Raw genomic sequence first — 26,991 nt, forward strand, 5'->3', positions numbered from 1 at the left:
GTGTCCGGTCGTTGATTAACCTTCTGCTGTACGGATTTCGCGTCGCGCCCGGCTACCTCGTGGCCGCGTTGGCGTGCGCGGTGGCGGGCTCCCTCACCGGTACGGCACTCCTCTTCCTGACCGGCCGGGTGATCGGCTCCGACCCCGAGCTGGGCTCGTTCGCACTCCCCGCGCTGCTCCTCGTCGTCGCGTTCCTGGTGAGCTCGGCGCTGCCGCTCGTCGAGGAGCATCTGAAAGCGGGCTTGGAAGCCACGGCCAAGGTCGCGGTCGAGTACGCGCGGGTCGAGCCGTTCGTGCGTCCCCGCGGCATCGCCCACCTCGACGATCCCGAGGTGCACAACCTCCACACGGCCTCCGGTGGTGTGGGCTGGACCTCGATCAGCTTCGCGCTGTCGGCGCAGGTCGGCATGGTCGCTACGCACCTGTCGCTCGCGGGCGCGGCGGTCCTGGTCGGCACGATCCTCGGCTGGTGGTACGCCGTGCTGTTGTGCGTCGCCACGCTAGCGGTGGAGGCGTGGCTCGCTCGGGAGCGGCGGGTGGAGAGCGGGATCTGGGCCGGTGACACCGAGGGCCAACGGCGTTCGGAGTACGTGTTCGACCTCGCGATGAGCCGCTCGGCGAAGGAACTCCGGGTGTTCGGCCTCGCGTCGTGGCTCACGAACAGCTATGCCGCGCTGTGGAACGCGATCATGGCACCGGTCTGGGCGGGCCGGCGACGTACGACACTCGTCACCACCGCCGCGTTCGTCGGCTACCTCGGCGTCCTGCTGTGGGGACTCGTCGCGAGCATCCGCGCGGGTACGGCAGGCGGCCTGTCGCTCACGCAGGTCGGCACCGTGATCCCTGCCCTGCTTGCCGTTCCGGCGACGCTGGGGGCGGCGCTGATGTGGAACTCCGGCCTGGGCAGCGGGCAGACCGGCCGGCAGGCGCTGCGCGCGCTCCGCGAGTTGTCCGCACGAGTCGGCGAGCCGTCACCTCGCGACGGCAGGCCGCCGAGCTGGGGCGATCAGCTGGAGGTCGTCTTCGAAGACGTCGGCTTCCGTTATCCAGGCCAGAGCCGCGACGTTCTCAGCGGCCTCTCGTTGCGGATCGCACCGCGCGAACGGCTCGCGCTGGTGGGCGTCAACGGCGCCGGGAAGTCCACGCTCGTCAAGCTGCTCGCCGGCGTGTATCAGCCGACCAGTGGCCGTGTGCTGGTCAACGGCACGGACCTGGCGACGCTGAACGAGGCCGCGCTGGCTCGCTGGCAGGCCAGGGTCACGGCGATCACGCAGGACTTCGCCTGCCTCCCGATGACCGCTGCCGAGAACGTCCTTCTGGGTAAGGGAGATCGCGACATCTGGTCCGCCGCGCACCGGTCGGGTGCTGCCGGATTCGTCGGCGAGTTGCCGCGCGGCTGGGAGACCGTTCTCTCCGCCGAGTTCGACGGCGGCGTCGACCTGTCCGCCGGCCAGTGGCAGCGGCTCGCGCTCGCCCGCGCGCTGGTAGCGGTCGAGGGCGGTGCCGGTCTGCTGGTCCTCGATGAGCCCGCCGCCGCGCTCGACGTTCGCGCCGAGGCCGACCTGGTGGACCGGTACCTCGAGCACACCGAGGGCGTCTCCTCGCTGGTCATCTCGCACCGCTTCTCCGTCGTACGTCCGGCCGATCGCATCGTGGTCCTCGCCGACGGGCGGATCGCCGAGTCCGGCACGCACGACGAGCTGATGGCCGCCGGCGGCCGGTACGCGGCGATGTTCACGCTGCAGGCGGACCGGTACACACGGACGGAGGAGGGCCGATGACCTTCCGCCTGTGGTTCGGCATGGCGTTCGGTACGTCGCCGCTGCTGACCTGGATCCAGCTCGTCCTCAACACCGTCCGCGCGCTCGCCCCGCTGGTGACGCTGGTCGGGCTGAAGCTCGTCATCGACGGCCTGACCTCACGCGATCCCAGTGCCATCGGAGCCGCCCTGATCGTCGGCGGCCTGGCCCTCAGCCTCGTCGTACCGCCGGTCCTCAACGCGCTCGAGTCGACCGTCAACGACAGGGGCCACCTGCGGATCTACCGCGACCTGATGGCGCACGTCTCGCGGGTGCCGGGCGTCGCGCACCACGAGAACCCGTCGCTCGCCGACAAGGTCGCCTATCTGCGCGGCCAGGTGAGTGACATGAGCTATCTCAGCACCGGGCTCGTGGGGGCGGTGGTGACAGCGCTGGAGGTCGCCGCGACGTTCGGTCTGCTCGCCAGCGTCCGGCCCGAGTTCCTGCTGCTGCCGGCGCTCGGCCTGCTGCGGATCTGGTCGGGCAGCGTGGCCGGCCGCCGGCAGCACGAGGTACGGCAACGGCTGGCGCGGCACGGGCGGATGCGCGGGCGACTCCGCGAGATCGCGGCGGCGCCCGAGCACGGCGTCGAGACCAGGACGTCGGGGCTGGGTCGGCTGCTGCTCACCCGGTTCCGCGAGGTGCTGGCCGCCGAACGTGCCGAGACGATCCGGGCCAGCCGGCAGGGTCTGCTCCTCGAGGTGGCGGCGCGGTTGGGCTTCGCGCTCGGCTACGGCGCGGCGATCGCGTACACCGTCGTCCTGGTGCGGAACGGCTCCGCGCCCGCCGGCGACATCGCGCTGATCGTCCTGCTCGCCGCGCGGGTCGACCAGGTCGCCGGGATGGTGAACGGCCAGGTGCAGGGGATGGCGCGGACGTGGAGATTCTTCAAGGCGTACGGGGAGTTCGTGACGTACGTGCGCGAGAGCGTCGCCGCCGGCGCAGGCTCGCCGGCGCCCGAGCGGGTGCTCGGCGGGATCACGTTGAACGGTGTCGGCTTCAGCTACCCGCAGGCCGACGCGCCCGCACTGCGGGACGTCGACCTGCACCTGCCCGCGGGGAGCACGGTCGCGCTCGTCGGCGAGAACGGCGCCGGCAAGACGACGCTGGTCAAGCTGCTGCTCCGCCTGTACGAGCCGACCGCCGGGACGATCCGCGTCGACGACGTCGGGATGGACTCGATCGACGTCGGGAGCTGGCGGGAGCGGTGCAGCGCGGGGTTCCAGGACTTCGACCGCTTCGAGTTCGTGGCCGCGACCACCGTCGGCGTCGGCGACCTGCCGAGGCTCGACGACCGCGGGGCGGTGGATCGCGCGCTAGAGCGGGGCGACGCCGAGGACGTGGTCGCGCAGCTTCCGGACGGACTGGACACGCAGCTCGGCTCGGCCTGGCAGGGCGGCGTCGACCTGTCCGTCGGCCAGTGGCAGCGGCTCGCGCTCGCGAGAGCGTTCATGCGGCCCGAGCCGTTGCTGCTCGTTCTGGACGAGCCGACCGCCGCGCTGGATCCGGAGTCCGAGCACGCGCTGTTCGAACGCTTCGCCGAGGCGACGCAGCGGTCAGCGGGAGGGATCACGGTCCTGGTATCGCACCGCTTCTCCACCGTACGGATGGCGGACCTCATCGTGGTGATGCACGAGGGACGACTGCACGAGCTGGGGAGCCACGACGACCTGATGGCCGCGGGCGGGCTCTACGCCGAGCTCTACACGCTCCAGGCGCAGGCGTACCGCTAGACCCCTGCGCGGGCGAGCCCGCGCAGGGACCACGAGCTCACGCCCCGAAGCCGACCTTGCGCTCCTGGCCGGCGCCGATCTCGACGTAGGCGATCCGGTCGGCCGGGATGAGGATGCGACGGCCGCGCTCGTCCGCGAGGGACAGCACGGTGCCCTTGTCGAGCGCTGCGGACAGGGCCGACTCGACGTCCTCTGGGCTCTGGTTGCTCTCGAGCACGATCTCGCGAGAGATGTGCTGGACGCCGATCTTGACCTCCACAGGTCACCTTCCTCTGCCACGTACGACTGGTCCATATTGGTCGAGCCCCGGCTCGCTCAGTTTCGCGGGTTCATCGGACGATCCGTCTGTCAGTTGCATGACCGATGCGCGGGGAGCTTCTTCGACGAGCCGGACTCGACGTTGACGTTGTCGAGGCTAGCCGACCCGTGCCAACACCCAAGCACTCAGTGCTGCTCGTCCGCCCGGGGGAAGCCGCGGATGCCCCGCCAGGCCAAGGACGCCACGAGGTCGGCGGCTGCGGTACGGGGGACCGTCGAGCCGGACGACACCCAGGAACGGGCCGTCACCTGCGCCATCCCGGCCAGCCCGGCCGCCAGCAGCATCGACTCCGCGCGCGGCAGCCCGGTGTCCTCCTGGATCACGTCCGCCATCGCGTCCGCGCACTGGCGCGCCACGAGCTCGACGCGGTCGCGTACGGACGGCTCACCGGTGAGGTCGGACTCGAACACCAGCCGGAACGCGCCGTTGGCGTCGTCGATGAAGTCGAAGTACGCCTGCATCGTCGCCGCGACGCGCAGCTTGTTGTCCGTCGTCGACGCCAGCGCAGCGCGGACCGCGCCGACCAGCGCGTCGCAGGACGCGTCCAGCAACGCCAGGTAGAGGTCCAGCTTGCCAGGGAAGTGCTGGTACAGAACGGGCTTGCTCACCCCCGCCCGGTCGGCGATGTCGTCCATCGCCGCCGCGTGGTACCCCTGCGCGACGAACACGTCTCGCGCCGCCTCGAGGAGTTGGGCTCGCCGGGCCACCCGCGGTAGTCGCCCACCTCGGGGTCTGACCTCTGACGTGCTCACTCGGCCGCTCCTCGAATGTCCGGAATCCAGGGGGTGAAGGGAGCGATCCTACCGTTTGGAGTGGATTCGCTCAGGGGAACGGCTGCCGCAAACTGCGCAACTCGGCGAACAGATCGCCGAACTCCTCCACCCGGTCGAGCACGTCGTCGGTCCGGAACGTCAGGTCCGCCACCTTCCGGCAAGCCTCGACCTCCTCCCACGTCACTGGCGTCGACACCGTCGGCGCGTTCTTCCCGCGCAGCGAGTACGGCGCCACGGTCGTCTTCGCCGAGTTGTTCTGGCTCCAGTCCAGGAACACCTTGCCCGGCCGGATCTGCTTGGTCATCTTCGCGACGACGAGCTTCGGGTGGTCGCGGGCCAGCCGTTCGGCGAGCTCCTTGGCGTACGCGGACGTCTGCTGCGACGCGGTCGGCTCGATCGGTACGTACAGCTGCATGCCCTTGGAGCCGGACGTCTTCGCCCACGCGACCAGGTCGTCCTCGGCGAACAGGTCGCGCAGCAGCAGGGCGACCTTGCAGCAGTCCACGACGTTCGCCGGCGGACCGGGATCGAGGTCGATCACCAGCAGGTCAGGCTCCTTGAGCCCGCCGCGCGGGCCGACCTGCCACTGGAAGATGTGCAGCTCGAGGGCAGCGAGGTTCGCGAGCCAGACGAGCGTCGCGAGGTCGTTCGCGACGATGTAGTTGACCTCTTCGCTGCCCCTCGTGCTGCCCGGGGAGGGGACGAGGACGGTGCGGACCCAGTTCGGGGTGCCGCGGGGCGCGTTCTTCTCGAAGAACGGCTGGCTCTCGACTCCGTCCGGCCAGCGCTTGCGCGTCAAAGGCCGGTCGGCGAGGTGGGGAAGCAGGTGCGGCGAGACGCGCATGTAGTAGTCGATGACCTCGCCCTTGGTGAACCCGGTGTCCGGGTAGAGCACCTTGTCGAGGTTGGACAGTTGGAGAACGTGCCCGTCGACCTTGGTCCGCACCGTGTTGCTCGCCGCCATACGGCCCATCCTGGCACCGCACCGCCGCTCCGAATGAGGGACGCCCTGTAGCGAATAGATCGCTACAGGGCGTTCCTCATTCGAATCCCTCAGGTCAGCGGATCGACGCCTCAGCCGCGACGCGGTCCATGACGGCCTGCAGCAACCTGTTCGGGCCGTCCATCGCGCTCGCCTTGGCCAGCGACCGGTCCCGCGGCAGGTGCTCGGAGTTGCCGTCGATCGGACCGTCCACCGGGTAGACCGAGCCGTCCTCCGGCAGCGGCGACGTGCCGCAGGTACGGTTCCGGCCGGGCAGCTCACCGGTGAACACGTACCGGTCGCCGATCGTCTCCACGCACGCCGACGGCGAGCCGATGTACTGGCCGTGCTGGCCCTCGTCGTCGATGCTCACCAACCGCGTGTACCGCGAGGTGTCCTTGTGCGTACGCAAGGCACCCTCGTACGCCGTCGCCGGGTCGAGCTCGCCGCTCACCATCAGGATCCGCGGCGACTTCTTCAGATCCGCCTTCCGGTCCTGCGGCGCGTACGGCCAGAACGTGCACATCGGCACCCCGACCACGTAGCCGAAGAACGGGTGCTTGCGGGCGTTCCGGTCCGCCTCGCGCAGGTGGAACGACGGGTCCTTGCTCCACCGGGTGTCGTTGCACCGCACCACCGTGCTGACGGCGCCGAGGTTCACGACGGCGTCCTTCGGCGCGAGCTTGCCCTTCGGCAGCGACTTCCGGGCCTCCTCCAGCCGCGAGCCCGGCGTCGTCACGCGGTACTCGACGGCGGTCGCACTGGACGGGTCGGTGACGCCGTACCGGCTGCGGATCGCCGCCAACGTGTCGTACTTCTGCAGCTCCGGAGCGATCCGGGCCCATGCCCGCTCGACGTGCGCCAGCTCGATCTGGCCGGACGCCGACGGCGCCTTCGCGTACTCGTCGTGCACCAGGATGTCGAGGGTCGCGCGGATGAACCGGACGTTCCCGTACGACGCGCTGTAGAGCAGACCGTCGAGGCTGTCGCCGCGTACGCCGCTGGTGCCCGCCTTGACCAGCCGGACCAGCTCGGCGCGGATCCGGTCGTACGTCTTCGTCACCGCGCGCCGCGTCGAGCCGAGGCCGACGATCTGGTCGGAGTGCCGCGCGATCCACGGGAACAGCTGGGTGTCGCGCCGGCGCTCGCCGGAGAACGTGTCGAAGTTGACGTTCGCCCACTGGGTGTGGGTCCAGTCCATGTTCGAGTCGAGGACGAACCGGCCCACGCGCTGCGGGTACGTGTCGGCGTACCAGCCGCCGAGCCAGGTGCCGTAGCTGTAGCCGATGAAGTTCAGCAGCCGTGCTGGCGCCTGCTGCTTGTTCATCAGCGCGCGCAGGAACTCCATGTCGTACACGGTCTGCTGGCTGCTGACGAACTGACCGAACTCCTCAGCCGAGCAGGCGTCCGCGAGCAGCTTCGCCTCGGCGACCTCGGTCTTGTGCGTCTGCCGCGTCCGCTCCCGGTAGTCCGGTGTCGTCGGCAGCGCCTCGATGGCCTCGGTCGTGGTGAGGCAGCGCAGCGGTGTGCTCTGGCCGAAGCCACGCGGGTCGAAGCCCAGCAGGTCGTACTGCTCGAACAGCTGCGGCTTGTCCACGGCGAGGCCGGCGGAGAACGTGAGCCCGGGACCACCAGGTCCGCCCGGGTTGGTCGTCATCAGACCCTTGGAGGTCGACGTCGCCCGGCTGTACGAGATCGCGACCTCGACGTCGGGGTGCGCGTTCGGGTGCGCCCAGTCCATGGGCACCTTGACCTTCGCGCAGTTCGTCGTCGGCGCCGCTGGGTACAGCTGCTTGACGGACGCGTCGAACGAGCAGACCGACCAGGTGATCGGCTGGTCCAGGTAGCGCTGCGGGATCGACGGCGTCCGTGGATCGGTGAGGCGGCTCGACGGGGACGGTGCGGCCTCCGCGGTCGCCATCGTGAACGACATGGGTACGGCGACCGCCAGAGCCGCCGCGATGCTGATCAGTTTGCGCAAAACTTCCCCCTCGTTTTGTGACCGACCCGTGACCGTCGGCCACGCTGGCACATGGGGTGGCAAACTGTCCCGCGATTACGGCAAGTCGTCCGGGTTTGGCATGCCGGTACGTTATTGAGACATGCGCTATCGCTCGCTCGGGAACTCCGGCCTGCAGGTCTCCGTCGTCGGCATCGGCTGCAACAACTTCGGCGGTCGCCTCGACGCCGACGGGACGCGCGAGGTGGTCCACGCCGCGCTCGACGAGGGCATCACGTTGTTCGACACCGCGGACGTCTACGGCAACAAGGGCGGCTCGGAGCAGCTGCTCGGCGAGGCGGTCGCGGGCCATCGCGACCAGGTCGTGCTCGCGACGAAGTTCGCCGGCGACATGGGCTACGGACCCGCCGCCGGCGCACGCGGTGGTCGTGCGTACATCCGGCGCGCGATCGAGGAGTCGCTCCGGCGCTTGCGTACGGACTACGTCGACCTCTACCAGATCCACAACCCCGACCCGAAGACGCCGATCGCCGAGACGCTGTCCGCGCTGGACGAGCTCGTCAAGGAGGGCAAGGTCCGGTACGTCGGCAGCTCGAACTTCGGCGGCTGGCGGATCGCCGAGGCCGCGCACGTCGCGAAGGAGCTCGGGATCACCGCGTTCGTATCGGCCCAGAACCACTGGTCGCTGCTCGAACGCGGCGCCGAGGCCGAGGTCGTCCCGGCCGCGCGGCACTACGGCGTCGGCATGCTGCCGTACTTCCCGCTGGCCCGCGGCCTGCTGAGCGGCAAGGTCCGCCGCGGCGAGCCGATCCCGTCGAACTCGCGGCTGCGCGACCAGGACCAGTGGGTCGCGGACCGGATCGACCGGACCGAGTCACTGCGGTCGTGGGCGGAGTCGCACGGTCGGACGTTGCTCGAGGTCGGCATCGGCGGGTTGGACGCCCAGCCGGGCTGCGGGTCGGTGATCGCGGGCGCGATGAACGCCGAGCAGGTCAAGGCGAACGCCGCCGCGGGGGAGTGGATCCCCACCGCGGCGGAGTTGGCCGAGCTGAACGAGCTCGTACCTCCACCTAAGGCCGGCCGCTGAGCTCGCGCACCTTCGTTCCGACGAGCTCCGGCTTTCGTTCGACCGGGGCGTGCACCTCGGTATAGCCGCCTTCGGGCGACCGGATGATGATGCCGGTCTCGTACCCGTGCAGCGCGTCGTCCTGCTCGCGTCGCAGCAGGCCGAGGCAGACGTACTGCGTGACGAGGAAGCCGACGACCGGCCCGACCACGAGCAGGAGCTGGAACGCGAACATCATGCCCTCGACGGTCACGCCGAACGCGGGGGCGAGGGTGTTCGAGCCGGCGGCCGCCCAGAGCACGCCGTAGAACGCCATGCCGGCCACGCCGATCCCGCTGCGCCTCGGGTTGTCGCGGAAGCGCTCGACCTCGAGGTGCTCCTTGCGGTCCTTGGTGAAGAGCCGTTCGAGGTACGGGTACAGCGCCAGCACCGCGAAGAACAGCGTGATCACCGCGAGCGGTGCGAGGATTGCGACGGACCAGGTCCGGCCCAGCCACTCGACCTCCCACCCGGGTGCGAGCCGCAGCGCGCCGTCGAGGACCGCGAGGTACCAGCTCGGCGAGGCGCCTGCCGTACTGCTCGCCGGGTCGGCGGGTCCGAACAGCCAGATCGGGTTGATGGTCAGCGTCCCGGCCATCAGGACGAGCACGCCGAGAGTCGCGAAGAACGTTCCGACCCGCTTGGCGGTCAGCCGCCGCCAGGAGGCCGCGACGACGTGCCGGCGCTTGACCGCCTGTCGGATCAGGAGGGCGAATAGCCCGATCGCGACGACGGAAAGTCCAATGTGCGCCGGGTAGAGCACCGCGTTGACGTCGCCGGGGAACGGGCCGCCGAACAGCAGCCTGGACGCCAGCGGGCCGACGAGCGGGGTCGCCGCGAGAACGCCGTCGAGGATCGCCATGCTCGAGCCGGACAGGAGGTCGTCGGGCAGTGCCGAGCCAGTGAGTCCGATGCCCATCGCGACGAGCAGGAGGGTGACGATCGTCAGCCAGGTCTTCTCGCGGGGCTTGCGGTACGCGCCGACGAAGAACAGCCTCAGCAGCAGGAGCATCAGAGCCGCCATCATGACGAGCGCGGCCCAGTGGTGCAGCTGCCGTACGAGCATGCCGCCCTGCACGTCGAACGAGATGTGCAGCGTGGACTCGAGCGCCTTCGACATCCGTACGCCGTGCAACGGGCCGTACGAGCCGTCGTAGCTGACGACCGTTGCCGAGGGGTCGTAGAAGAACATCAGTACGACGCCGCTCAGCAGTACCGCGACGAAGGAGTAGAGGGAGATCTGGCCGAACAGGGATGACCAACGGTCAGGGAAGATTCGCACGCGCAGCGCGTCGAGCCAGGCCGATCGCTCGCCCACCTGTGCCAAGCGGAACCGAGGTGTTCGCATTGGTCCTCCTTCCGGACCCGCCGTCACCTGTCTGACGAGATGCTTGGCGGCGGCGTGACCTAAAGCGGAGAGAACGTGACGAGCCTCATAAGAACCGCTCGACAGACCGGGCTGACTGTCGTACGTTCCGGCTGGGATCGCAGGTCGGGAAATTGCGATATGGGAATGGGAACAAAGCGACTCATGGTCGACTTCGTCAACGGAAGCGTCTCGTTCTGGTGGCGGCAGCTCGGTACGCCCCAACGGCGGCCCGCGCTGCCAGGTGACACCACAGTGGATGTGGCGATCATCGGTGCCGGCTACACCGGGTTGTGGACCGCTTACTATCTGGCTCGCAGCGATCCGTCGCTGCGGATCGCCTTGCTGGAAAGGGAGTTCGCGGGCTTCGGTGCCTCGGGTCGCAACGGCGGTTGGTTGACCGGTGAGCTGGCCGGGTCGCCCGAGCGCTATGCGCAGACCCACGGGCGCGACGGTGTGGTGGCGTTGCAGAAGGCGATGTACGGGAGCGTCGACGAGGTGCTCTCGGTCGCCGACGGCGAGGGCTTCAACATCGACGCGGTGAAGGGCGGCGTGCTCTGCGTCGCGCGGAGCTCACCGCAGCGTACGCGCCTGTTGAACGAGGTCGAGGCATCCCGCCAGTGGGGTGTTGGCGAGCGGGACAAGTGGCTACTTTCGCCAATGGAGCTTGGTGAACGGCTGCAAGTGGAGGGCGCGCTGCTCGCGTCGTACTCGCCGCACTGCGCGCGGATCCACCCCGTGAAGCTGGTGTACGGGCTCGCGCGTGCGGTGGAGCGCATGGGCGTGACGATCTATGAGGGCACGCGCGTGACGAAGGTGCGGCCGGGGATCGTCCGGACCTCGCGCGGGACGGTGCGGGCGCGGCACGTGTTGCGGGCAACGGAGGGGTTCACCGCGGGGCTGCGCGGCGAGCGGCGTACGTGGCTGCCGATGAACAGCTCGTTGATCGTGACCGAGCCCCTGCCCGAGGAGGCCTGGAAGGAGATCGGCTGGTCCGGGTCGGAGCTGCTGGGTGACGCCGCGCACGCGTACATGTACGCGCAGCGCACGGCGGACGGGCGGATCGCCTTCGGTGGCAGGGGAGTGCCGTACCGGTTCGGGTCGCGGTGGGACTCGTCGGGCCAGACCTCGCCGGACACTGTGGCGGCGTTGGCCGAGTTGCTCGGGCGCTTCTTCCCGGTCGCGCGCGGCGTGGCTGTCGAGCACGCGTGGTCGGGGGTGCTGGCGGTGCCACGGGACTGGTGTTCGACGGTGACGTTCGACTCGTCGACCGGCCTGGGTGCCGCTGGGGGCTACGTCGGGCACGGCGTCGCGACGGCGAACCTTGCTGGCCGGACGTTGACCGACCTGGTGCTGGGCCGCGAGACCCCGCTCGTCGGTCTGCCCTGGGTGGGTCGCACAGTCCGCCGCTGGGAGCCCGAGCCGCTGCGCTACCTCGGCGTGCACGCGATGTACGCGGCGTACCGCTATGCCGACCGCCAGGAGGACGCCGGCCTGGGCCACACGTCGAAGGTGGCCGAGATCGCCGACGTCATCTCCGGCCGCGCCTAGCCTCGATCTTTCGTCCGACGATGGGTTCGCCCGGCCCGCCCCCGCCCTCAACGAACTGCTCGCCAACCCGGCAGCAGCCTGACCGTTGCTTCGACCGGTTGACCTCGCCCCCCTTTACGTGGGGTGGACGCCAGGTAGAGCGGCCACTGGCCGGGTAAGGCGCGACACCCCTCACGAACGCGACCACCTCCGCGGCGACTTGGCCGCGGATATCGCGGGGATCGTCGATGTCGCCGGAGAACTCGAGATGCCCGCAGGGCAGGGACTCCCCGGTCGCGCCGGGGATCGCGTCGAGGTAGACCAACGCGTTCTCGCCAGGCGGGGCGATGTCGTCGGCCTCGCCCCAACGGATCCGGACCGGCTTGTCGATGGCGCTCAGGGAACGCCGGTCGAGCATCGTGCCCAGGACGGGCGCCATCAGGAACGCGGCGGTCACCCGGTCGTCCGCGTACGAGGCCGTGGCCGCCGCCAGCAGGTCGTCGGAGAGCAGGTCCGGGTTGCGGCGGAGGAGTTCGGTCCGCAGCTCGCTCTCGGCGGCCATCAGGCCCTGGTAGACGTCGCGGTCCAGCCGGGCGCCGAGCAGCGCGGCGACGGCATAGGCGCCGCCGGAGTTGCCGACGGCGACCGTCTCCTGCATGGAGACGTCGTCGAGGTGGTCGAGCACGAAGGACAGATCGCGAGCCCGTTCCCAGCCGAACGCGAAGCCCTCGGGGACCTCGTCGTTCGCCGTGCAGCCGTGGTGCTCGGGGGCAGCGACCGCGAAGCCGGTCGCCACGAGGGCCTCGGCGAGCCAGCCGAGCTCGCGCGCATGGCCACCGTGGCCGTGCGACAGCAGGGCGAGCGGTGGCCGCTCGGCAGGCGGCCGCCAGACGTACGTCCGCACCGGTCGCGGGCCGGTGCCATCCCACCGCCGCCGCGCCGGATCGACGAGCTCCAACACCTCCACTCCGACCAGCCTACCGACTGGCCGGCGTCTTAGTGCTGTCAGAAAGCGGCAGAAGGGGTTGCGGCGACGTCGACAATGCCGTCATAGTGACGTCATGCCAACTCGAGCTGACGTCACGCGGTGGTTGCCGCCGTCGATCAAGGGTCTGCTCTCCGTTCTCGGGCTGCTCCCCAAGCTGAGCCGCCGCCGGACCGCGGTCATGGTCGCCGGAGTGCTGGTCCAGTCGTTCGTCCCGGTCGCCGCCGGCGTGCTGACCGGGCTGCTGATCGGCGGCATCCCCGAGGCGGTCAGGACCGGCGAGTCCGAGCGCAGCATCTGGCTGCTGGTCGCGATCGGCGGGCTCGTCGTCGTGGAACGTGCCACCGCCCCGATTCTGCAGGCCACGGCCGCCACGCTCGGGCGCGACGTCGACCGGTACCTGCAGGAACGCGTCATGGAGGCCGTCGGACAACCCACCGGCATCCAACACCTCGAGGACCCCGAGGTCATCAACAAGATCCGCACCGCGCGCGGCCTGTCCGTCGACGCCGAGAACGCGGGTCGCGCGATCGAGGCCCTGCCCGGCGTGATCCCGTCCTGGCTCCGCGCGCTCGCCTCCGTCGCGGTCCTCTTCTTCTTCCACTGGTGGCTCGGCCTGATCTGGCTGGTGATGTGGCCGATCGTCGTGCACCTCATGCAGCGCGAGTACTTCCGCGTCGGTGCCGTCACGTACAACCAGAGCAACGAGCTCCGCCGCAGCGAGTACTACCGCGACCTCGCGCTCACGCCAGGGCCGGCCAAGGAGATCCGCATCTGGGGCATGCTCGACTGGCTGCTCGAACGGTTCGACACCTCGTTCCGCACCGCGATCGAACCGGTCTGGAAGACCCGGAAGCCCCGGAAGTCGGTGATGTACGGGACGACCAGCGCGATCCTGCTCGTCAACCTGCTCACCTACGTCCTGCTCGTCTACGCGGGCGTGAACGGTGTGCTCTCACTCGCCGCGATCGCGGTCTTCATTCAGGCGCTCGCCGGCGCCAACTCGTACACGGCGTTCGACGACAACAACGTCTACCTCTCCCGCGCCGCCGTCACGGTTCCGAAGATCCTCAGCATGGCCGACGAGCTGTCGAGCCAGCGCGTCGAGCTGGCGCAGACAGCGCCGCGCGAGCTTCCACCGAACGCGCCGCGCGAGCAGATCTCCTTCCAGGCAACGACGTTCCGCTATCCGAACGCCGACCGCGACGCCCTCGCCGGCCTCGACCTGGACATCGAGGCGCACAGGTCGCTCGCGATCGTCGGCGACAACGGAGCCGGCAAGACGACGTTCGTCAAGCTGCTCTGCCGCCTGTATGAGCCGACCAGCGGGCAGATCACCGTCGACGGCACGCCACTCGGCGAGCTCGACCCGCGAGCCTGGCGCGAACGGATCGCCGTCCTCTTCCAGGACTTCGCCCGCTATCCCCTTACCGCCAAGGAGAACGTCGGCCTCGGCGCGCCGAGCCACAACCGCGATCTCGAACGGCTCGAGTACGCCGCCGAACGCGCCGGCGCCCTCGACGTCATCCGCAACCTGCCGAACGGCTGGGACACCATCCTCTCCCGCGAGTTCACCGGCGGCGTCGACCTGTCCGGCGGGCAGTGGCAGCGAATCGCCTTGGCCCGTGCGATGTTCGCCGTCGACGCGGGAGCGCGCGTGCTCGTACTCGACGAGCCGACCGCGGCGCTCGACGTCCGCGCCGAGGCCGAGCTGTACGACCGGTTCCTCGAGCTCACCGAAGGCCTCACGACCTGCCTGATCTCGCACCGGTTCTCCACCGTCCGGCGTGCCGATCGCATCGTGGTGATGACCGAGGGCGGCGTGATCGAGGACGGTACGCACGACGAGCTGATCGAACGCGACGGCCGCTACGCGCACATGTTCGCCTTGCAGGCCGAGCGATTCCGAGCGGAGGCATGAGATGAGCGAGTCGTTCGAGGCGTTCCGCCGGACGATCGGGTTCGGCTTCAAGGCGGCACCGCTGCAGGCCACGGGACAGCTGCTCACCGGCGTGGTCATGGCCGCGGGTCCACCGATCCTGGTCTGGGCCGGCAAGGTGTTCGTCGACGCCGTCTCCGCGCAGGACCTGGAGACAGGTCTCTGGGCCGTCGCGCTCCTCGCGGTCGGCGTGGGCGTGCTGATGCTGAACGTCTTCATCTACTGCAACTGCGTGTTCGCCGTCCTCGAACGTACCCGCGCGCTCGCCGACCGCAAGCTGATGGAGACGTTCGGCGGCGCGGACAGCCTCGCGCACCACGAGCATCCGGAGTACCTCGACCAGGTCCATCGCATCCGCGAGGAACGCGACGGACTCGGCCAGATGACCAACGCCACAGCGGGAATCGTCCGTTCGCTGAGCACGCTCGTGGCGGTCTCCGTACTCCTCGCGCAGGTCCATCCCGCGCTGCTCGCCCTCGCGGCCCTCGGCGGGGTCTCGGTCTTTGTCGGACGCAAGACCCGCGACCTCCAGGTCGCGGCGCAGGAGGAGACGAGCGAGGCCGAACGCCTGCGGCGGGACCTGTTCGAGCTCGGCACGAACGGCTCGTCGGGCAAGGAGCTGCGGGTGTTCGGGCTGACGGACGAGCTCGTTCGCCTGCACCACAAGGCTTCCGACCCCGTCGTCGCGGTCCGCCATCGGGCGGACTGGAAGGGCGCGGTACTGCAGTCGCTCGACGCTCTGCTCTCGGCCGCGGGGTACGTCGGCGCGGTCGTGTTCGTGATCTCGTTGGCGCTGAACGGGCGCGCGACGCCGGGTGACGTCGTCCTCGCGGTCGGGCTCGCGGCCAACCTGGGCTGGGCGGCGCGGACCATGGTGTCGTACGGCACGAACTTCCTGCGTACGTTGCGGGTTGCCCGTCGGTTCCTGTGGCTCGAGCGGTACGCCGTCCGGGTCGCCCGGACCCCCGAGAACCCGCTGTCGGTGCCGGCATCGGTGCAGGACGGGATCGAGCTGCGGGACGTCACGTTCGCCTATCCCGAGACCGACCGGCTGATCCTCGACCGCCTCTCGCTCCAGCTGCCGGCCGGCTCGGTCGTCGCGCTCGTGGGCGAGAACGGAGCGGGCAAGACCACGTTGGTCAAGTTGCTCAGCGGTTTCTACGTGCCGGACTCGGGCTCGGTGCTCGTCGACGGGACGCCGATCGAGCGGTTCCCGCTGGCGGAGTGGCAGTCGCGGGTCAGCGCGACGTTCCAGGACCACGCGGCGTTCGAGTTCGTCGCCCGCGAGACCGTGGGGGTTGGCGATCTGCGGCGGCTCTCCGACGAGGGCGCGGTCCGTACGGCGCTGGACCGGGCGGGCGCGACGTCGGTGATCGACGTTCTGCCGGATGGCCTGGAGAGTCAGCTCGGCACCCAGTGGGACGGGGTGGACCTGTCCGGTGGGCAGTGGCAGAAGCTCGCGCTCGGGCGGGGCTTGATGCGGCAGGACCCTTTGCTGGTGGTGTTCGACGAGCCGACCGCGGCGCTGGACCCGCAGACCGAGCACGCGCTGTTCACCCGCTTCGCCGAAGCCGCGCGCGACTCCCGTTCCCGCGGCACCGTGACGCTGCTCGTGTCGCACCGCTTCTCGACCGTACGGATGGCCGACCTGATCGTCGTCCTCGACTCCGGCAGCGTGCTCGAGCTGGGGTCGCACGCCGAGCTGATGGCCCATGGCGGCCTGTACGCGGAGCTGTACGGCCTGCAGTCGCGGGCGTACCAATGACGGTAGGTTCTGCGGCATGGACACGGCTGTCGAGATCTACACCGACGGGGCCTGCAGCGGGAATCCCGGGCCCGGTGGCTGGGGTGCGCTGCTGCGGTACGGCGCGTACGAGAAGGAGCTGTACGGCAGCGAGTCCGTCACGACCAACAACCGGATGGAGCTGATGGGCGCGATCATGGCGCTCGAGAGCCTCACGCGGCCGTCCGTCGTGGTACTGCACACCGACAGCGTGTACGTGCGGAGTGGGATCACCAGCTGGATCCACAACTGGAAGAAGCGCGGCTGGCTGACCTCGGCCAAGAAGCCAGTGATGAACGAGGACCTCTGGCGCCGCCTCGACACCGCAGCCGGCGTGCACGAGGTCGACTGGCGCTGGGTCAAGGGCCACAGCGGCGACCCCGGCAACGAGCGCGCGGACGGCCTGGCCTGCAAGGGCCGCGACGAAGCCTCCAGCGCCACCCGCTCGGCCGCCGCGAGCTAGCGGACCTGAGCGAGCCCCCTGGTCCGGGCGGCCGCCCGTTTCGAATGAGGGCGTCCCTCTATCGAAGAGCCCGGCCCATCGCTCGAGGAGATCGCTACAGGGACGCCCTCATTCGAAACCACCCGCCGGCGTCACCGCCGCGCGGTGAGGTCGCGCGCCAGGTGCGAACGGTGCAGGCCGCGGGTGAACAGACGGGCGAGGTCGGCGCGGGTGTCGTGCATGAGCTGAACGTGGAAGTAGTTCACGTACTCCAGCACCGCGAAGACCCACAACGCCACGCCCGGCCAGCTCCGTACGCCCATGCCGCTCGCCACCGAGTCGGCCGCGATGACCACCGCGCCCGCGGCCAGCAGGACCACGTTCACACGTCGCAGCAGCCGGAATGTCGCCATGCCAGCCGGCGCTGGAGCCCTGGTCACCAGCTGGCGCGCCTTGAGCCACCAGTAGACGCCGCCCTCCACGAGGAACGCCGCCACCAGCACGAGGCCGGTCAGGTTGGACACCGTGGGCGGCATCCGGAAGACGGCAAGCAGCGCGACCGAGATGATGATCACGTTCGCGAGCTCGAGCACGGCGAGGGTGCGCATCCGGCGAAGAACCATGATCCGTCCACCCTATGAGCTGGGCGTCCACCGTTTGGACCGATGCGGGAACATGGAGGGCACGTACCCGGTTGCCAACCGTGAGTGCTGTCCACCCCGAGGAGTACGCCGTGTCCTTTCCGCCGCTCGTCGAACCCGCCGCGTCTTTGTCGGTCGATGAGGTGCGTCGCTATTCGCGCCACATCATCATCCCCGACGTCGGCATGGACGGGCAGAAGCGCCTGAAGAACGCGAAGGTCCTGGTCATCGGCGCCGGTGGCCTCGGCAGCCCCGCGCTGCTCTATCTGGCCGCCGCCGGTGTCGGCACGCTCGGCATCGTCGACTTCGACACCGTCGACGAGTCCAACCTGCAGCGCCAGGTCATCCACGGCCAGTCCGACGTCGGCAAGCCGAAGGCGCGCAGCGCCAAGGAGTCGATCCAGGAGATCAACCCGTTCGTCGAGGTGATCCTGCACGAGACGCGGCTGGACTCCGACAACGCGCTCGAGGTGCTCGGTGACTACGACCTGATCCTCGACGGCACCGACAACTTCGCGACGCGTTACCTGGTGAACGACGCCGCCGTGATCCTCGGCAAGCCGTACGTCTGGGGCTCGATCTACCGGTTCGAAGGCCAGGTCAGCGTGTTCTGGGCCGAGCAGGGTCCGCACTACCGCGACCTCTACCCCGAGCCCCCGCCGCCCGGCATGGTCCCGTCCTGCGCCGAGGGCGGCGTGCTCGGCGTGCTGTGCGCCTCCATCGGCAGCGTGATGGTGAACGAGGCCATCAAGCTCATCACCGGCATCGGCGACCCGCTGATCGGCAGGCTGTTGATCTTCGACGCGCTGGAGATGTCGTGGCGCGAGCTCAAGATCAACCGCGACCCGGAGACCGCCCCGGTGACGGAGCTGATCGACTATGAGGCATTCTGCGGAGTGATTTCCGACGAGGCAGCGGAGGCAGCGGTGGACTCCACGATCGACGTACGCACCCTCAAACAGTGGCTGGACGAGCGCGAGGCTGGTCAGCGCGACTTCGAGCTGGTCGACGTACGCGAGCCGAACGAGTACGAGATCGTCAACATCCCCGGCGCGGTACTGATCCCGAAGGGCGAGTTCCTCACCGGCGAGGCGTTCGAGAAGCTGCCCAAGGACAAGCAGATCGTGCTGCACTGCAAGGTCGGCGGACGTTCGGCCGAGGCGCTGGCCGCGGCCAAGGGCGCGGGCTTCTCCGACGCTGTGCACGTCGGCGGCGGGATCCTCGCGTGGGTCTCCCAGATCGAGCCGGACAAGCCTTCCTACTGATCGACGCGCTGCTTGGTGAGGAGTAGCGGCACCGCCGGTGCCGCTACCCCGAGCCCGACGACGATTCCGATCCAGTACGGACCCGGAACGATCGCACTGATCACCGCGACGATCGCTCCGGTGACGACCTGCCAGCCCGCGCCAGCCCGCTGGCGACGACGCAGTTGTTTCGCGGCCGCGACCAGCGGGATGAGCAGCGCGATCGCGACGACGCCGAGGACGGCGGAGAAGATCATCGCGTAGCCGTGCCGATCCGAGGTGGGATCGACCAGCGACCGGACGAACGCCACCGCGAGGAAGACCAGCGCGGCGACCACGGCGATCACTGCCAGCGCGTTGATGATCTGATTGATCCGCCAGAGCACGGCTCGATTGTCGTCGGGAGGACCGCCGAATGCCAACGGAGGAGTACGTCGAGCGCGTGCTCGCGGTCGTGGAACGCATCCCGCCCGGCACGGTGCTCGCGTACGGCGACATCGCCGAGTACCTCGGTGAGGGTGGCCCTCGCCAGGTCGGCTGGGTGATGTCCCACTACGGCGGCGGCGTCCCCTGGTGGCGCGTCGTCCGCGCCGATGGCAGCCCGCACGAAGCGAACGCGGGCGAGGCGATCCGGCAGCTGCGCTCGGAGGGCACGCCGTTCCGCCCCACCGGCGATCCGGCGCGGGTGGACATGCGCCAGGCGCGCTGGGACGGGAAGCAGCCGAAGAAGCTCAGCCGACGCCGCAAGGTGGCGACTGCGGCCCCTGGCGACTAGGCCGTGTCTGCCAACGATCGCCTGACGCGCTGCGCCCCGCGCCATCGCGCTGCGCCCGATGACCGGCGCTCTTTGCCAGACAAGACTTGGCCTCAGGATTCATCGTTGGTGGGCGACTTTGGCCTGTGAAGAGGGACGTGTCTGTCCTGCGGGGAGGCTTGGGATTGCGAGGGCTCGAGTGATCCGAGCGGGAGGCACTCCGTAGGTGAAGCGTCGTGTCACCCTACGCGGCCAGTAGCCCCTCTACCTGGCGTCCACCCCACGTAATGGGGCCATTGATCATGTTTACATGATCATTGGCCCCAGAGCGGGGCCGGACCGGGTGAAGCAACCGCTGGACGAAGGATCGAGGCTAGGCGGCGTCGCGAGCCCACGCCACTGTTTCAGCCTGGAGAAGCACTGGTCAGACGGGATCGGTGAACGAGATCGGCTTGCCGGTGGCGCGGGCGTAGGCGATCTCCCTGCTCGTGGACTCGCCGATGTACCCGCCGGGGTTGACGACCAGGACGCGGTCAGCCAGGTCGATCTTGCGCAGGTGGAGGGCGCCCAACGCGGTCTTCTGCTCGTCGGTGATCACCTCGTTTGCGTCGTGATCCTCGGCGGGCCGGAAGACGCCGGGCGCGACGACGATGACGCCTGCCAAGGTCAAGTCGCGGTTCGCCGCGCGCAGCTCGTCCGCGAACCGGGCAGAGCCGCAGATGCACACGATCTCAGGTCGGTCAGGCACAGCTCGCGTCGACTTCATGGACAGGAACACGAGCCAACAGCTTACGCAGCGAGCTGGACACGGCCGCACTGTCGCAGGCGGGAGGCCCACCACTCCCCGACCCCACCGACCAGCCGGCCTCCCCGAGAATCCGCTGACAGCGAACGCCAACGCCTGAGTCAAGTGCGTTGCCCACAGGCAATCCACAGCAATCCACAGACAATTCGGACCTCGTTTCGTCTTTCCCACAAGGGAATCACGCCTCATCGGCCCGGCGGCGAGACGGTTGTCGGAGCGGTCTGATGGAATGCCCGGCATGCCTGCTCCGGCCTACAGACTCGTTCGCCGGCCCCGCACTCACCAAGCGGCGCCGGCGCTCGATGCTGCCCAGCGAGCAGTCGTCGATCATCGAGGTGGTCCGCTGCTCGTTCTCGCGGGCCCGGGCACCGGCAAGACCGCCACGCTCGTCGAGGCCGCGGCCGACCGGATCGAACGGGACGGCCTCAACCCCGGCCAGGTCCTCGCGCTCACGTTCGGACGCAGAGCAGCCGCCGAGCTCAGAGACCGCATCGCGGCAAGGCTCGACCGCACCATCCGCGAGCCGCTGGCCAGAACGTTCCACTCCTACGCGTTCGGCCTCCTCAGACGCGAAGCCGTCCTCAACGCCCTCCCCACGCCACGCCTGCTCGCCGGACCCGAGCAGGACCTCCTCATCCGCGACCTGCTCAGAGGCGACGTCGAGGAGTTCCAAGCCCGCGACTGGCCCGAGCTAGTCAGACCCGCCCTCCTCACCAGAGGCTTCGCGCAGGAGCTCCGCGACCTCCTCCTCAGAGCGGCCGAGCGCGGCATCGACCCACCAAGCCTCGCCAAGCTCGGCAAGGCAAACAAGCGCGACGACTGGGTCTCCGCCGCCAAGTTCGCCAGGCAGTACGAGGCAGTCACCGCCCTCCGACCCGAAACCCCAGCCCTCGACCCCGCCGAGCTGGTGCGAGCCGCCGTCGACCTGCTTCGCACCGACAAGAAGCTGCTCGAAGAAGAACGCGAAGCACGGTCCGTCGTCCTCGTCGACGAGTACCAGGACGCCGACCCCGCCCAGGAGGAGCTGCTCCAGCTCCTCGCCGGCGGCGGCCGCGACCTGATCGTCGTCGGCGACCCCGACCAGTCGATCTACGCGTTCCGCGGCGCCGAGGTCGACGGCATCCGCGACTTCGCCCAGCGGTTCAAGCGCGCCGACGGCGCCGACGCCCGCACCGTCGCGCTCACCACCTCGCGCAGAGCCGGCACCAACCTCCTCGCCGCCTCGAGGAGGGTCGCCGCCAAGCTCGGCGGCCCGCCCGCGCACCGCCGCCTCGTTCCCGCGAGCACCAACGACGGCAGCCTCGAGGTCCACCTCTTCCGCAGCGCCAACCAGGAGGCGGCGTACGCAGCGCAACGACTCCGCGAAGCCCACCTCGTCGAGGGCATCCCGTGGTCGCGGATGGCCGTGCTCGTCAGAGCCGCCACCCAGGTCCCCGTCCTCAGGCGCTCGCTCGCCATGGCCGGCGTGCCCGCGACGGTACGGCTGGAGGAGCTCGCGCTCGTCGACCAGCCGGCCGTCAGACCGCTCCTCACCCTGCTCGAGCTCGCCGCCGGTCGCCGCGAGCTCGACACGAACGTCGCCGTCGAGCTGCTCACCAGCCCGTTCGGCGGCGCCGACGTCCTCGCCCTCCGGCGGCTCAGGCAAGAGCTCAGACGGTTCGAGCTCGCCAACGGCGGCACGAAGGCCTCCGCCGAGCTACTCGTCGAGGTCATCCAGCAGCCGCTCGAACTCACCCCGCTCGACGAGAACGCCATGCGGCCCGCGCACCGCATCGCCGAGCTGCTCCAGCTCGCCACCAAGGCGATCGACGACGACGCCGCCACCGCGGAGTCCGTCCTCTGGGCCATGTGGAACGGAGCCAACGTCGCCGACCGCTGGGCGGCACGCGCAGCCGCCGGCGGACCAGGCGCCGCAACAGCCGACCGCGACCTCGACGCGGTCACAGCACTGTTCGACACCGTCCAAAGGTTCGTCGACAGACTGCCCGCCGCCGGTCCCGCGGTGTTCCTCGATCACCTGCTGGGACAGGAGATTCCGGCCGACACGCTCGCCCCGCGCGCACCCGACGGAGACGCGGTCGCGGTCCTCACCGCGCACGCCGCCAAGGGCCTCGAGTGGGAGGTCGTGGCCGTCGCCGGGGTTCAGGAGGGTGTCTGGCCCGACCTGCGCATCCGCGGCTCGCTGCTCGGCTCGGAGCAGCTCGTCGACCTGGTCGCCGGCCGCGACAGCTCCCCGGCGTTCGCGGTCGCGCGGATGCTCGCGGAGGAACGCAGACTCTTCTACGTCGCGGTGACGAGAGCTCGCAGGCAGCTTCTCGTCACCGCGATCTCCGACGAGGAGTCGCACCCGTCCCGCTTCCTCGACGAGCTCGCGCCCTGGACCGGGCCGGGCGACGAGCGCCCGTTCACCCGCGTGCCGAGAGGCCTCGACCTCGCGTCCGTCGTCGCCGAGCTCCGTTCGGTTGTCTGCGCACCCGAAGGCAGCGACGAAGCACGCAGGCAGGCTGCTGCGCACGAGCTGGCCAGGCTCGCCGCCGCCGGCGTCAGGGGCGCGCACCCCGGCAGCTGGTACGCGCTCCCGCCGCTCTCCGACGACGGACCACTCCGCCGCCCGCACGAGAGCGTCCGCGTCTCACCGAGCAAGGTCGAGGCGTTCAGCCGCTGCGCGCTGCGCTGGCTGCTCGAAGCCTCCGGCGGCAGCGCGGGCGACGAGGTACGCCAGGGCATCGGCAACCTCGTCCACGACCTCGCGTCGGCCGGCGTCGACATCGACGAGCTGCTCGACGAGTTCGAGGAGCGCTGGCCGGAGATCGACGCCGGCACCGGGTGGTACGCCGACCGCCAGCACACGCAGGCGCGCGACATCGTCGAACGACTGGCCGGCTGGCTGCGCGGCAACCCGCGCGCGCTCGTCGCCGCCGAGGAGGGCTTCGAGGTCCAGGTCGGCCGCGCCAAGCTCACCGGGAGGATCGACCGGCTCGAGCGAGACAGCGAGGGCAGGCTGATCGTCGTCGACCTCAAGACCGGCAAGAGTCGACCAGCACGAGCTGACCTGCCCGAGCACCCCCAGCTCGGCGCGTACCAGCTCGCCGTCCAGCGCGGAGGTTTCGCCGAAGCAGCAGGAGGCGAGACTCGGAGCGGCGGCGCGATGCTCGTCCACCTCGGCACCGGCGCGAAGGCAGCCGAGCAGCACCAGCCGCCGATCGAGCAGGCCGAGGACCCGGAGTGGGCCGAGCGCCTCGTCCGCAACACCGCCGAGGGGATGGCCGGCGCCGCGTTTCTCGCCGCGGACAACCGCTGGTGCAACGTCTGCGACGTGCGGCGGAGCTGCCCGGTCCATGTCGAGGGTGGGCAGGTGACGCCATGAGCCGGCGCCGCACTGTGTTCATGGCCGCGGACAACCGCTGGTGCAACGTCTGCGACGTGCGGAGGAGCTGCCCGGTGCACGTCGAGGGTGGGCAGGTGACGCCATGAGCCCACGCCGCACCGTGCTGCCCGATCAGATGCCGCTGTCCTGGGAGGTCGACGAGTCCGCGCCGCGCTACTCGGCCGCGGATCTCGCACGAGCGTTGGGCAATCACCCACCGACGCCGGAGCAGGCGGCGGTGATCGAGGCACCGCTCGGACCCGAGGTGGTCGTCGCCGGCGCGGGTTCGGGCAAGACCGAGACGATGGCCGCGCGCGTGGTGTGGCTGGTGGCGAACGGGCTGGTCGCGCCCGAGCAGGTGCTGGGTCTGACGTTCACCCGCAAGGCTGCGCGCGAGCTGGCGGCGAGAATCCGCCGCAGGCTGCAGCAGCTCAGAGCCCGCGGACACCTCGGCCCAGCCGGTCCGTACGACGACTCGACGCCGGGCGACGTGTCGGTCGCCACGTACGACGCCTACGCGCAGCGCATCGTCGCCGAGCACGCGCTGCGGCTCGGCCGCGAGCCCGGCACGAGACTGGTCACGCCCGCGATCGCCTGGCAGTACGCGACCCGCGTCGTCGAGACGTACGACGGCCCGATGGACTTCGTCGACTACGCGTTCTCCACCGTCGTCGACGCGGTGCTCTCGCTGCACGGCGAGATGGCCGGCCACCTGGTGACGCCGGCGCAGCTCGAGGACTTCACCCAACGGCTGATCGCGCGCGTCAAGGAGAAGCCGAAGGTCGCGCGGACCAAGGGACAACTGCACGCCGAGGTCGAGGGCGCGCTGCGGCGCCAGGTCGCACGGGTGCAGCTGCTGCCGATCGTCGAGGCGTTCGTCGCGGAGAAGCAACGCCGCGAAGCCGTCGACTTCGCCGACCAGGCGGCGTTGGCGGCGCAGCTCGCCGAGGAGTTCCCCGAGGTGGGCGAGCGCGAACGAGACCGCTACTCGGTCGTGCTGCTCGACGAGTACCAGGACACCAGCCACGCGCAGCTCGCGATGCTGCGTGGGCTGTACGGAGGCAAGACCGCGCATCCGATCGTCGCGGTCGGCGACCCGTGTCAGTCGATCTACGGCTGGCGCGGCGCGAGCGCGGCGACGCTGGTGGCGTTCGGCGAGCAGTTCCGATCGGGCACCGGCGAGGCGGCGCCGACCCGTTCGCTGTCGACGAGTTTCCGCAACGGGGCTTCGGTGTTGGCGGTGGCGAACGTCCTCGCCGAGCCGCTGCGAAGCGGCGGGCTGGTCGTTCCCGAGCTGGCGTCGCACCCCTCGACCGGCGCGGGCGAGGTGCTCGCGTCGCTGCACCTCACCGTCGACGACGAGGCACGCGACGTCGCCGCCAGAATCAACGAGCTCTGGACGGCGGACGCACCGCTGCGTTCGGCCGGCGGCGTGGGGCGAACGGTCGCCGTCCTCGTCCGCAAGCGCGCGCAGATCGACCGGATCGCGCGGTCGTTGCGCGGGTACGGCCTGCCGGTCGAGGTCGTCGGTGTCGGTGGGCTGCTCGCGACCCCCGCGGTGACCGACGTGGTGGCGACGCTGCGGGTGCTCTCCGACCCGTCCCGCGGCGACGCGCTGATGCGGCTGCTGACCGGAGCGCGGTGGCGGATCGGGCCGCGCGACCTCGACGGCCTGGGCCGCTGGGCCCGCAGGCTCGCGGCGGCGCGGGCCGCGGGCCAACCCGCGGAGGCCGCGCCCGAGATCGCCGTCGACACCTCGGGTGAGCGGCGCCGCATCTCCGCCGACGACATCGACCAGCGGTCGATCATCGACGCGCTGGACGCGTTGCCGCAGGAGGGCTGGTTCTCCCCGGCGGGGCGCCGGCGGATGACGGCGTTGGCGGACGAGCTGCGGACGTTGCGCTCGCGGGCCGCGCAGCCGTTGGTCGATCTGGTGGCCGACGTCGTTCGTACGTTGGGCTTGGACGTCGAGGTCGCGGCCCGCACGGGCGACGTCACGACGAGCCGCGCCGACCTCGACGCGTTCCTCGACGTCGCGGTGGGCTTCGCGGACAGCGGCGAGGGCGCCACGCTGACGGCGTTCCTGGCGTTCCTCGACGCTGCCGACGAGGAGGAGCGCGGGCTCGAGCCGGGCCAGGTCGAGATCGACGACGAACGCATCCAGGTGCTGACCGTGCACGGCGCGAAGGGCCTGGAGTGGGACGTCGTGTTCGTGCCCGGCATGGTCGAGGGCGTTCTGCCCGCGGCCAGGGCGAAGGACAAGGCGTGGCTGTCCGACGTGGGCGCGTTGCCGTTCCCATTGCGCGGCGACGCGGCGGTGCTGCCCGAGCTCGACGTGTCCGGTGCCGCCGACCAGGGCGACGTGAAGGCGGCGTTCGAGCAGTTCATGGAGGACTGCGGCGAGCGGGCGCGGCTGGAGGAGCGGCGGTTGGCGTACGTCGCGGTCACTCGGGCGCGGCAGCTGCTGATCTGCTCGGGCTATCGGTGGGACGAGACGACGAAGCCGCGCGAGCCGGGGGAGTATCTGCAGGAGATCGCGGCGGTCTGCGCGGCCGGCGCGGGGTCGCTGCCGGTGTGGCACGGGACGGTCGACGTCGAGGGCGGCAACCCGGTGACCGCGGAGCCGCCGAGCCACGCGTGGCCGTACGACCCGTTGGACGACAAGCGGCGTACGGAGATCCGCGCCGGCGCCAACCTCGTCGGGCTGTCGCTCGCTGCCCTGGACTCGCCGGCACCGATGCCGCAGCCGGTGCTCGAGGCGTCGTACGAATGGCACCGTGACGTCGACCTGCTGCTGTCCGAGCGCGCGCGGCGGGCCGCGCGCGACGAGGTGCTGGTGGAGCTGCCGGAGCGGCTGTCGGTCTCGCAGCTGGTGTCGCTGCGGCGCGATCCGTCCGCCCTCGCACGGGTGATCCGACGCCCGGTGCCGCGCCCACCCAACCCGTTGGCCCGCCGAGGCACGGCGTTCCACGCGTGGCTGGAGTCTCGGTTCGGGCGGCCGCAGCTGCTGGACGTGGATGAGCTGCCCGGCTCGGCCGACGAACAGGCCGAGGTTGACAGCGACCTCGAGGTGTTGCAGAACGCCTTCCTGGCTTCGGAATGGGCGGAGCAGCAGCCGGTCGAGGTGGAGGTTCCGTTCGAGCTCGTGGTGGCCGGCGTGGTCGTGCGCGGCCGGGCGGACGCGGTCTTCCCGCGCGAGGAGGACGGGGGCGAGGGCATCGAGGTCGTCGACTGGAAGACCGGCCGCGTGCCGCGCGATCCCGACGAGCTGGCCGTGACGTCGGTGCAGCTGGCGGCGTACCGGCTGGCCTGGTCGCAGCTCACGGGTCTGCCACTGGAGCAGGTGCGCGCCGCGTTCCACTACGTACGCCAGAACACGACGATCCGACCCGTCGACCTGCTCGACCGCGAAGGCCTGGAAGCTCTGGTCACCTCGGTGCCGCTCGCTCCGTGACAGGCCGAGG

General features: G+C 70.2%; 20 protein-coding genes. 11 read left to right on the forward strand and 9 right to left on the reverse strand.

The window, feature by feature from the left end; all coding sequences use genetic code 11:
* The first annotated feature begins 11 nt into the window (after positions 1-11).
* On the forward strand, positions 12-1,781 hold the full coding sequence (locus tag JOD67_RS13520; protein ID WP_205117792.1) for an ABC transporter ATP-binding protein: 1,770 nt from the start codon (positions 12-14) through the stop codon (positions 1,779-1,781).
* Complete coding sequence (locus JOD67_RS13525; protein ID WP_205117793.1) at positions 1,778-3,532, forward strand: ABC transporter ATP-binding protein; 1,755 nt, start codon at positions 1,778-1,780, stop codon at positions 3,530-3,532. Before JOD67_RS13520 ends, JOD67_RS13525 begins: the two co-directional genes overlap by 4 nt.
* A 37-nt stretch (positions 3,533-3,569) precedes the next feature.
* Here the strand turns inward: JOD67_RS13525 and JOD67_RS13530 are convergent, their stop codons facing one another.
* From JOD67_RS13530 to JOD67_RS13545, 4 genes are all read right to left on the reverse strand, one after another.
* Positions 3,570-3,791 carry a DUF3107 domain-containing protein gene (locus JOD67_RS13530; RefSeq protein ID WP_205117794.1) on the reverse strand — a complete coding sequence of 74 codons (222 nt, stop codon included), beginning with the start codon at positions 3,789-3,791 and terminating at the stop codon, positions 3,570-3,572.
* A 185-nt stretch (positions 3,792-3,976) separates the two neighbouring features.
* Positions 3,977-4,603, reverse strand: a complete 627-nt coding sequence (locus JOD67_RS13535) for a TetR/AcrR family transcriptional regulator (protein WP_205117795.1) — start codon at positions 4,601-4,603, stop codon at positions 3,977-3,979.
* 70 nt (positions 4,604-4,673) lie between these two features.
* A complete protein-coding gene (gene ligD / locus JOD67_RS13540) occupies positions 4,674-5,588 on the reverse strand; it encodes a non-homologous end-joining DNA ligase (RefSeq protein WP_205117796.1) in 915 nt (304 codons plus the stop codon).
* Between the two features lie 94 nt (positions 5,589-5,682).
* Complete coding sequence (locus tag JOD67_RS13545; RefSeq protein ID WP_239553833.1) at positions 5,683-7,587, reverse strand: alpha/beta hydrolase; 1,905 nt, start codon at positions 7,585-7,587, stop codon at positions 5,683-5,685.
* A gap of 121 nt (positions 7,588-7,708) precedes the next feature.
* Between JOD67_RS13545 and JOD67_RS13550 the strand changes: the two genes are divergently transcribed.
* A complete protein-coding gene (locus tag JOD67_RS13550) occupies positions 7,709-8,653 on the forward strand; it encodes an aldo/keto reductase (protein ID WP_205117797.1) in 945 nt (314 codons plus the stop codon).
* On the opposite strand, the gene JOD67_RS13555 is transcribed toward JOD67_RS13550, so the two are convergent.
* The gene (locus tag JOD67_RS13555) at positions 8,637-10,019 is read right to left on the reverse strand and encodes a cytochrome b (protein ID WP_205117798.1); all 1,383 of its coding nucleotides are present in this window, start codon (positions 10,017-10,019) and stop codon (positions 8,637-8,639) included. The genes JOD67_RS13550 and JOD67_RS13555 overlap by 17 nt on opposite strands.
* 165 nt (positions 10,020-10,184) lie before the next feature.
* Here JOD67_RS13555 and JOD67_RS13560 point away from each other — a divergent pair, with 165 nt between their 5' ends.
* Entirely contained in the window at positions 10,185-11,588 is a 1,404-nt protein-coding gene (locus JOD67_RS13560) for an NAD(P)/FAD-dependent oxidoreductase (protein ID WP_239553834.1), read from the forward strand.
* On the opposite strand, the gene JOD67_RS13565 is transcribed toward JOD67_RS13560, so the two are convergent.
* On the reverse strand, positions 11,569-12,534 hold the full coding sequence (locus JOD67_RS13565) for an alpha/beta hydrolase family protein (RefSeq protein ID WP_205117799.1): 966 nt from the start codon (positions 12,532-12,534) through the stop codon (positions 11,569-11,571). The genes JOD67_RS13560 and JOD67_RS13565 overlap by 20 nt on opposite strands.
* Before the next feature lie 94 nt (positions 12,535-12,628).
* On the opposite strand from JOD67_RS13565, the gene JOD67_RS13570 reads away from it, so the two are divergent.
* Genes JOD67_RS13570 through rnhA form a run of 3 tightly spaced genes read left to right on the forward strand, consistent with a single transcriptional unit; the run spans position 12,629 to position 16,737 of the window.
* Complete coding sequence (locus tag JOD67_RS13570; RefSeq protein WP_205117800.1) at positions 12,629-14,473, forward strand: ABC transporter ATP-binding protein; 1,845 nt, start codon at positions 12,629-12,631, stop codon at positions 14,471-14,473.
* A 1-nt stretch (position 14,474) separates the two neighbouring features.
* Entirely contained in the window at positions 14,475-16,256 is a 1,782-nt protein-coding gene (locus JOD67_RS13575) for an ABC transporter ATP-binding protein (RefSeq protein WP_205117801.1), read from the forward strand.
* 16 nt (positions 16,257-16,272) lie between these two features.
* A complete protein-coding gene (gene rnhA, locus JOD67_RS13580; protein ID WP_205117802.1) occupies positions 16,273-16,737 on the forward strand; it encodes a ribonuclease HI in 465 nt (154 codons plus the stop codon).
* Positions 16,738-16,868: 131 nt separating this feature from the next.
* Here rnhA and JOD67_RS13585 read toward each other — a convergent pair whose 3' ends face one another.
* The gene (locus tag JOD67_RS13585; RefSeq protein WP_205117803.1) at positions 16,869-17,339 is read right to left on the reverse strand and encodes a multidrug transporter; all 471 of its coding nucleotides are present in this window, start codon (positions 17,337-17,339) and stop codon (positions 16,869-16,871) included.
* 110 nt (positions 17,340-17,449) lie between these two features.
* Between JOD67_RS13585 and moeZ the strand changes: the two genes are divergently transcribed.
* Positions 17,450-18,622, forward strand: a complete 1,173-nt coding sequence (gene moeZ / locus JOD67_RS13590; RefSeq protein WP_205117804.1) for an adenylyltransferase/sulfurtransferase MoeZ — start codon at positions 17,450-17,452, stop codon at positions 18,620-18,622.
* On the opposite strand, the gene JOD67_RS13595 is transcribed toward moeZ, so the two are convergent.
* Positions 18,616-18,987, reverse strand: coding sequence for a hypothetical protein (locus JOD67_RS13595; RefSeq protein WP_205117805.1), 372 nt, complete (start codon positions 18,985-18,987; stop codon positions 18,616-18,618). The two genes, moeZ and JOD67_RS13595, sit on opposite strands and share 7 nt — an antisense overlap.
* A gap of 29 nt (positions 18,988-19,016) precedes the next feature.
* Between JOD67_RS13595 and JOD67_RS13600 the strand changes: the two genes are divergently transcribed.
* Positions 19,017-19,376, forward strand: coding sequence for an MGMT family protein (locus JOD67_RS13600; protein WP_205117806.1), 360 nt, complete (start codon positions 19,017-19,019; stop codon positions 19,374-19,376).
* A 403-nt stretch (positions 19,377-19,779) separates the two neighbouring features.
* Here JOD67_RS13600 and JOD67_RS13605 read toward each other — a convergent pair whose 3' ends face one another.
* Positions 19,780-20,103, reverse strand: coding sequence for a hypothetical protein (locus JOD67_RS13605; protein ID WP_205117807.1), 324 nt, complete (start codon positions 20,101-20,103; stop codon positions 19,780-19,782).
* Positions 20,104-20,398: 295 nt separating this feature from the next.
* On the opposite strand from JOD67_RS13605, the gene JOD67_RS13610 reads away from it, so the two are divergent.
* A complete protein-coding gene (locus JOD67_RS13610; RefSeq protein ID WP_205117808.1) occupies positions 20,399-23,527 on the forward strand; it encodes an ATP-dependent helicase in 3,129 nt (1,042 codons plus the stop codon).
* A gap of 103 nt (positions 23,528-23,630) precedes the next feature.
* Entirely contained in the window at positions 23,631-26,981 is a 3,351-nt protein-coding gene (locus JOD67_RS13615; protein ID WP_205117809.1) for an ATP-dependent helicase, read from the forward strand.
* Positions 26,982-26,991: the final 10 nt, after the last annotated feature.

Source organism: Tenggerimyces flavus (assembly GCF_016907715.1).
GTDB classification, from domain to species: domain Bacteria; phylum Actinomycetota; class Actinomycetes; order Propionibacteriales; family Actinopolymorphaceae; genus Tenggerimyces; species Tenggerimyces flavus.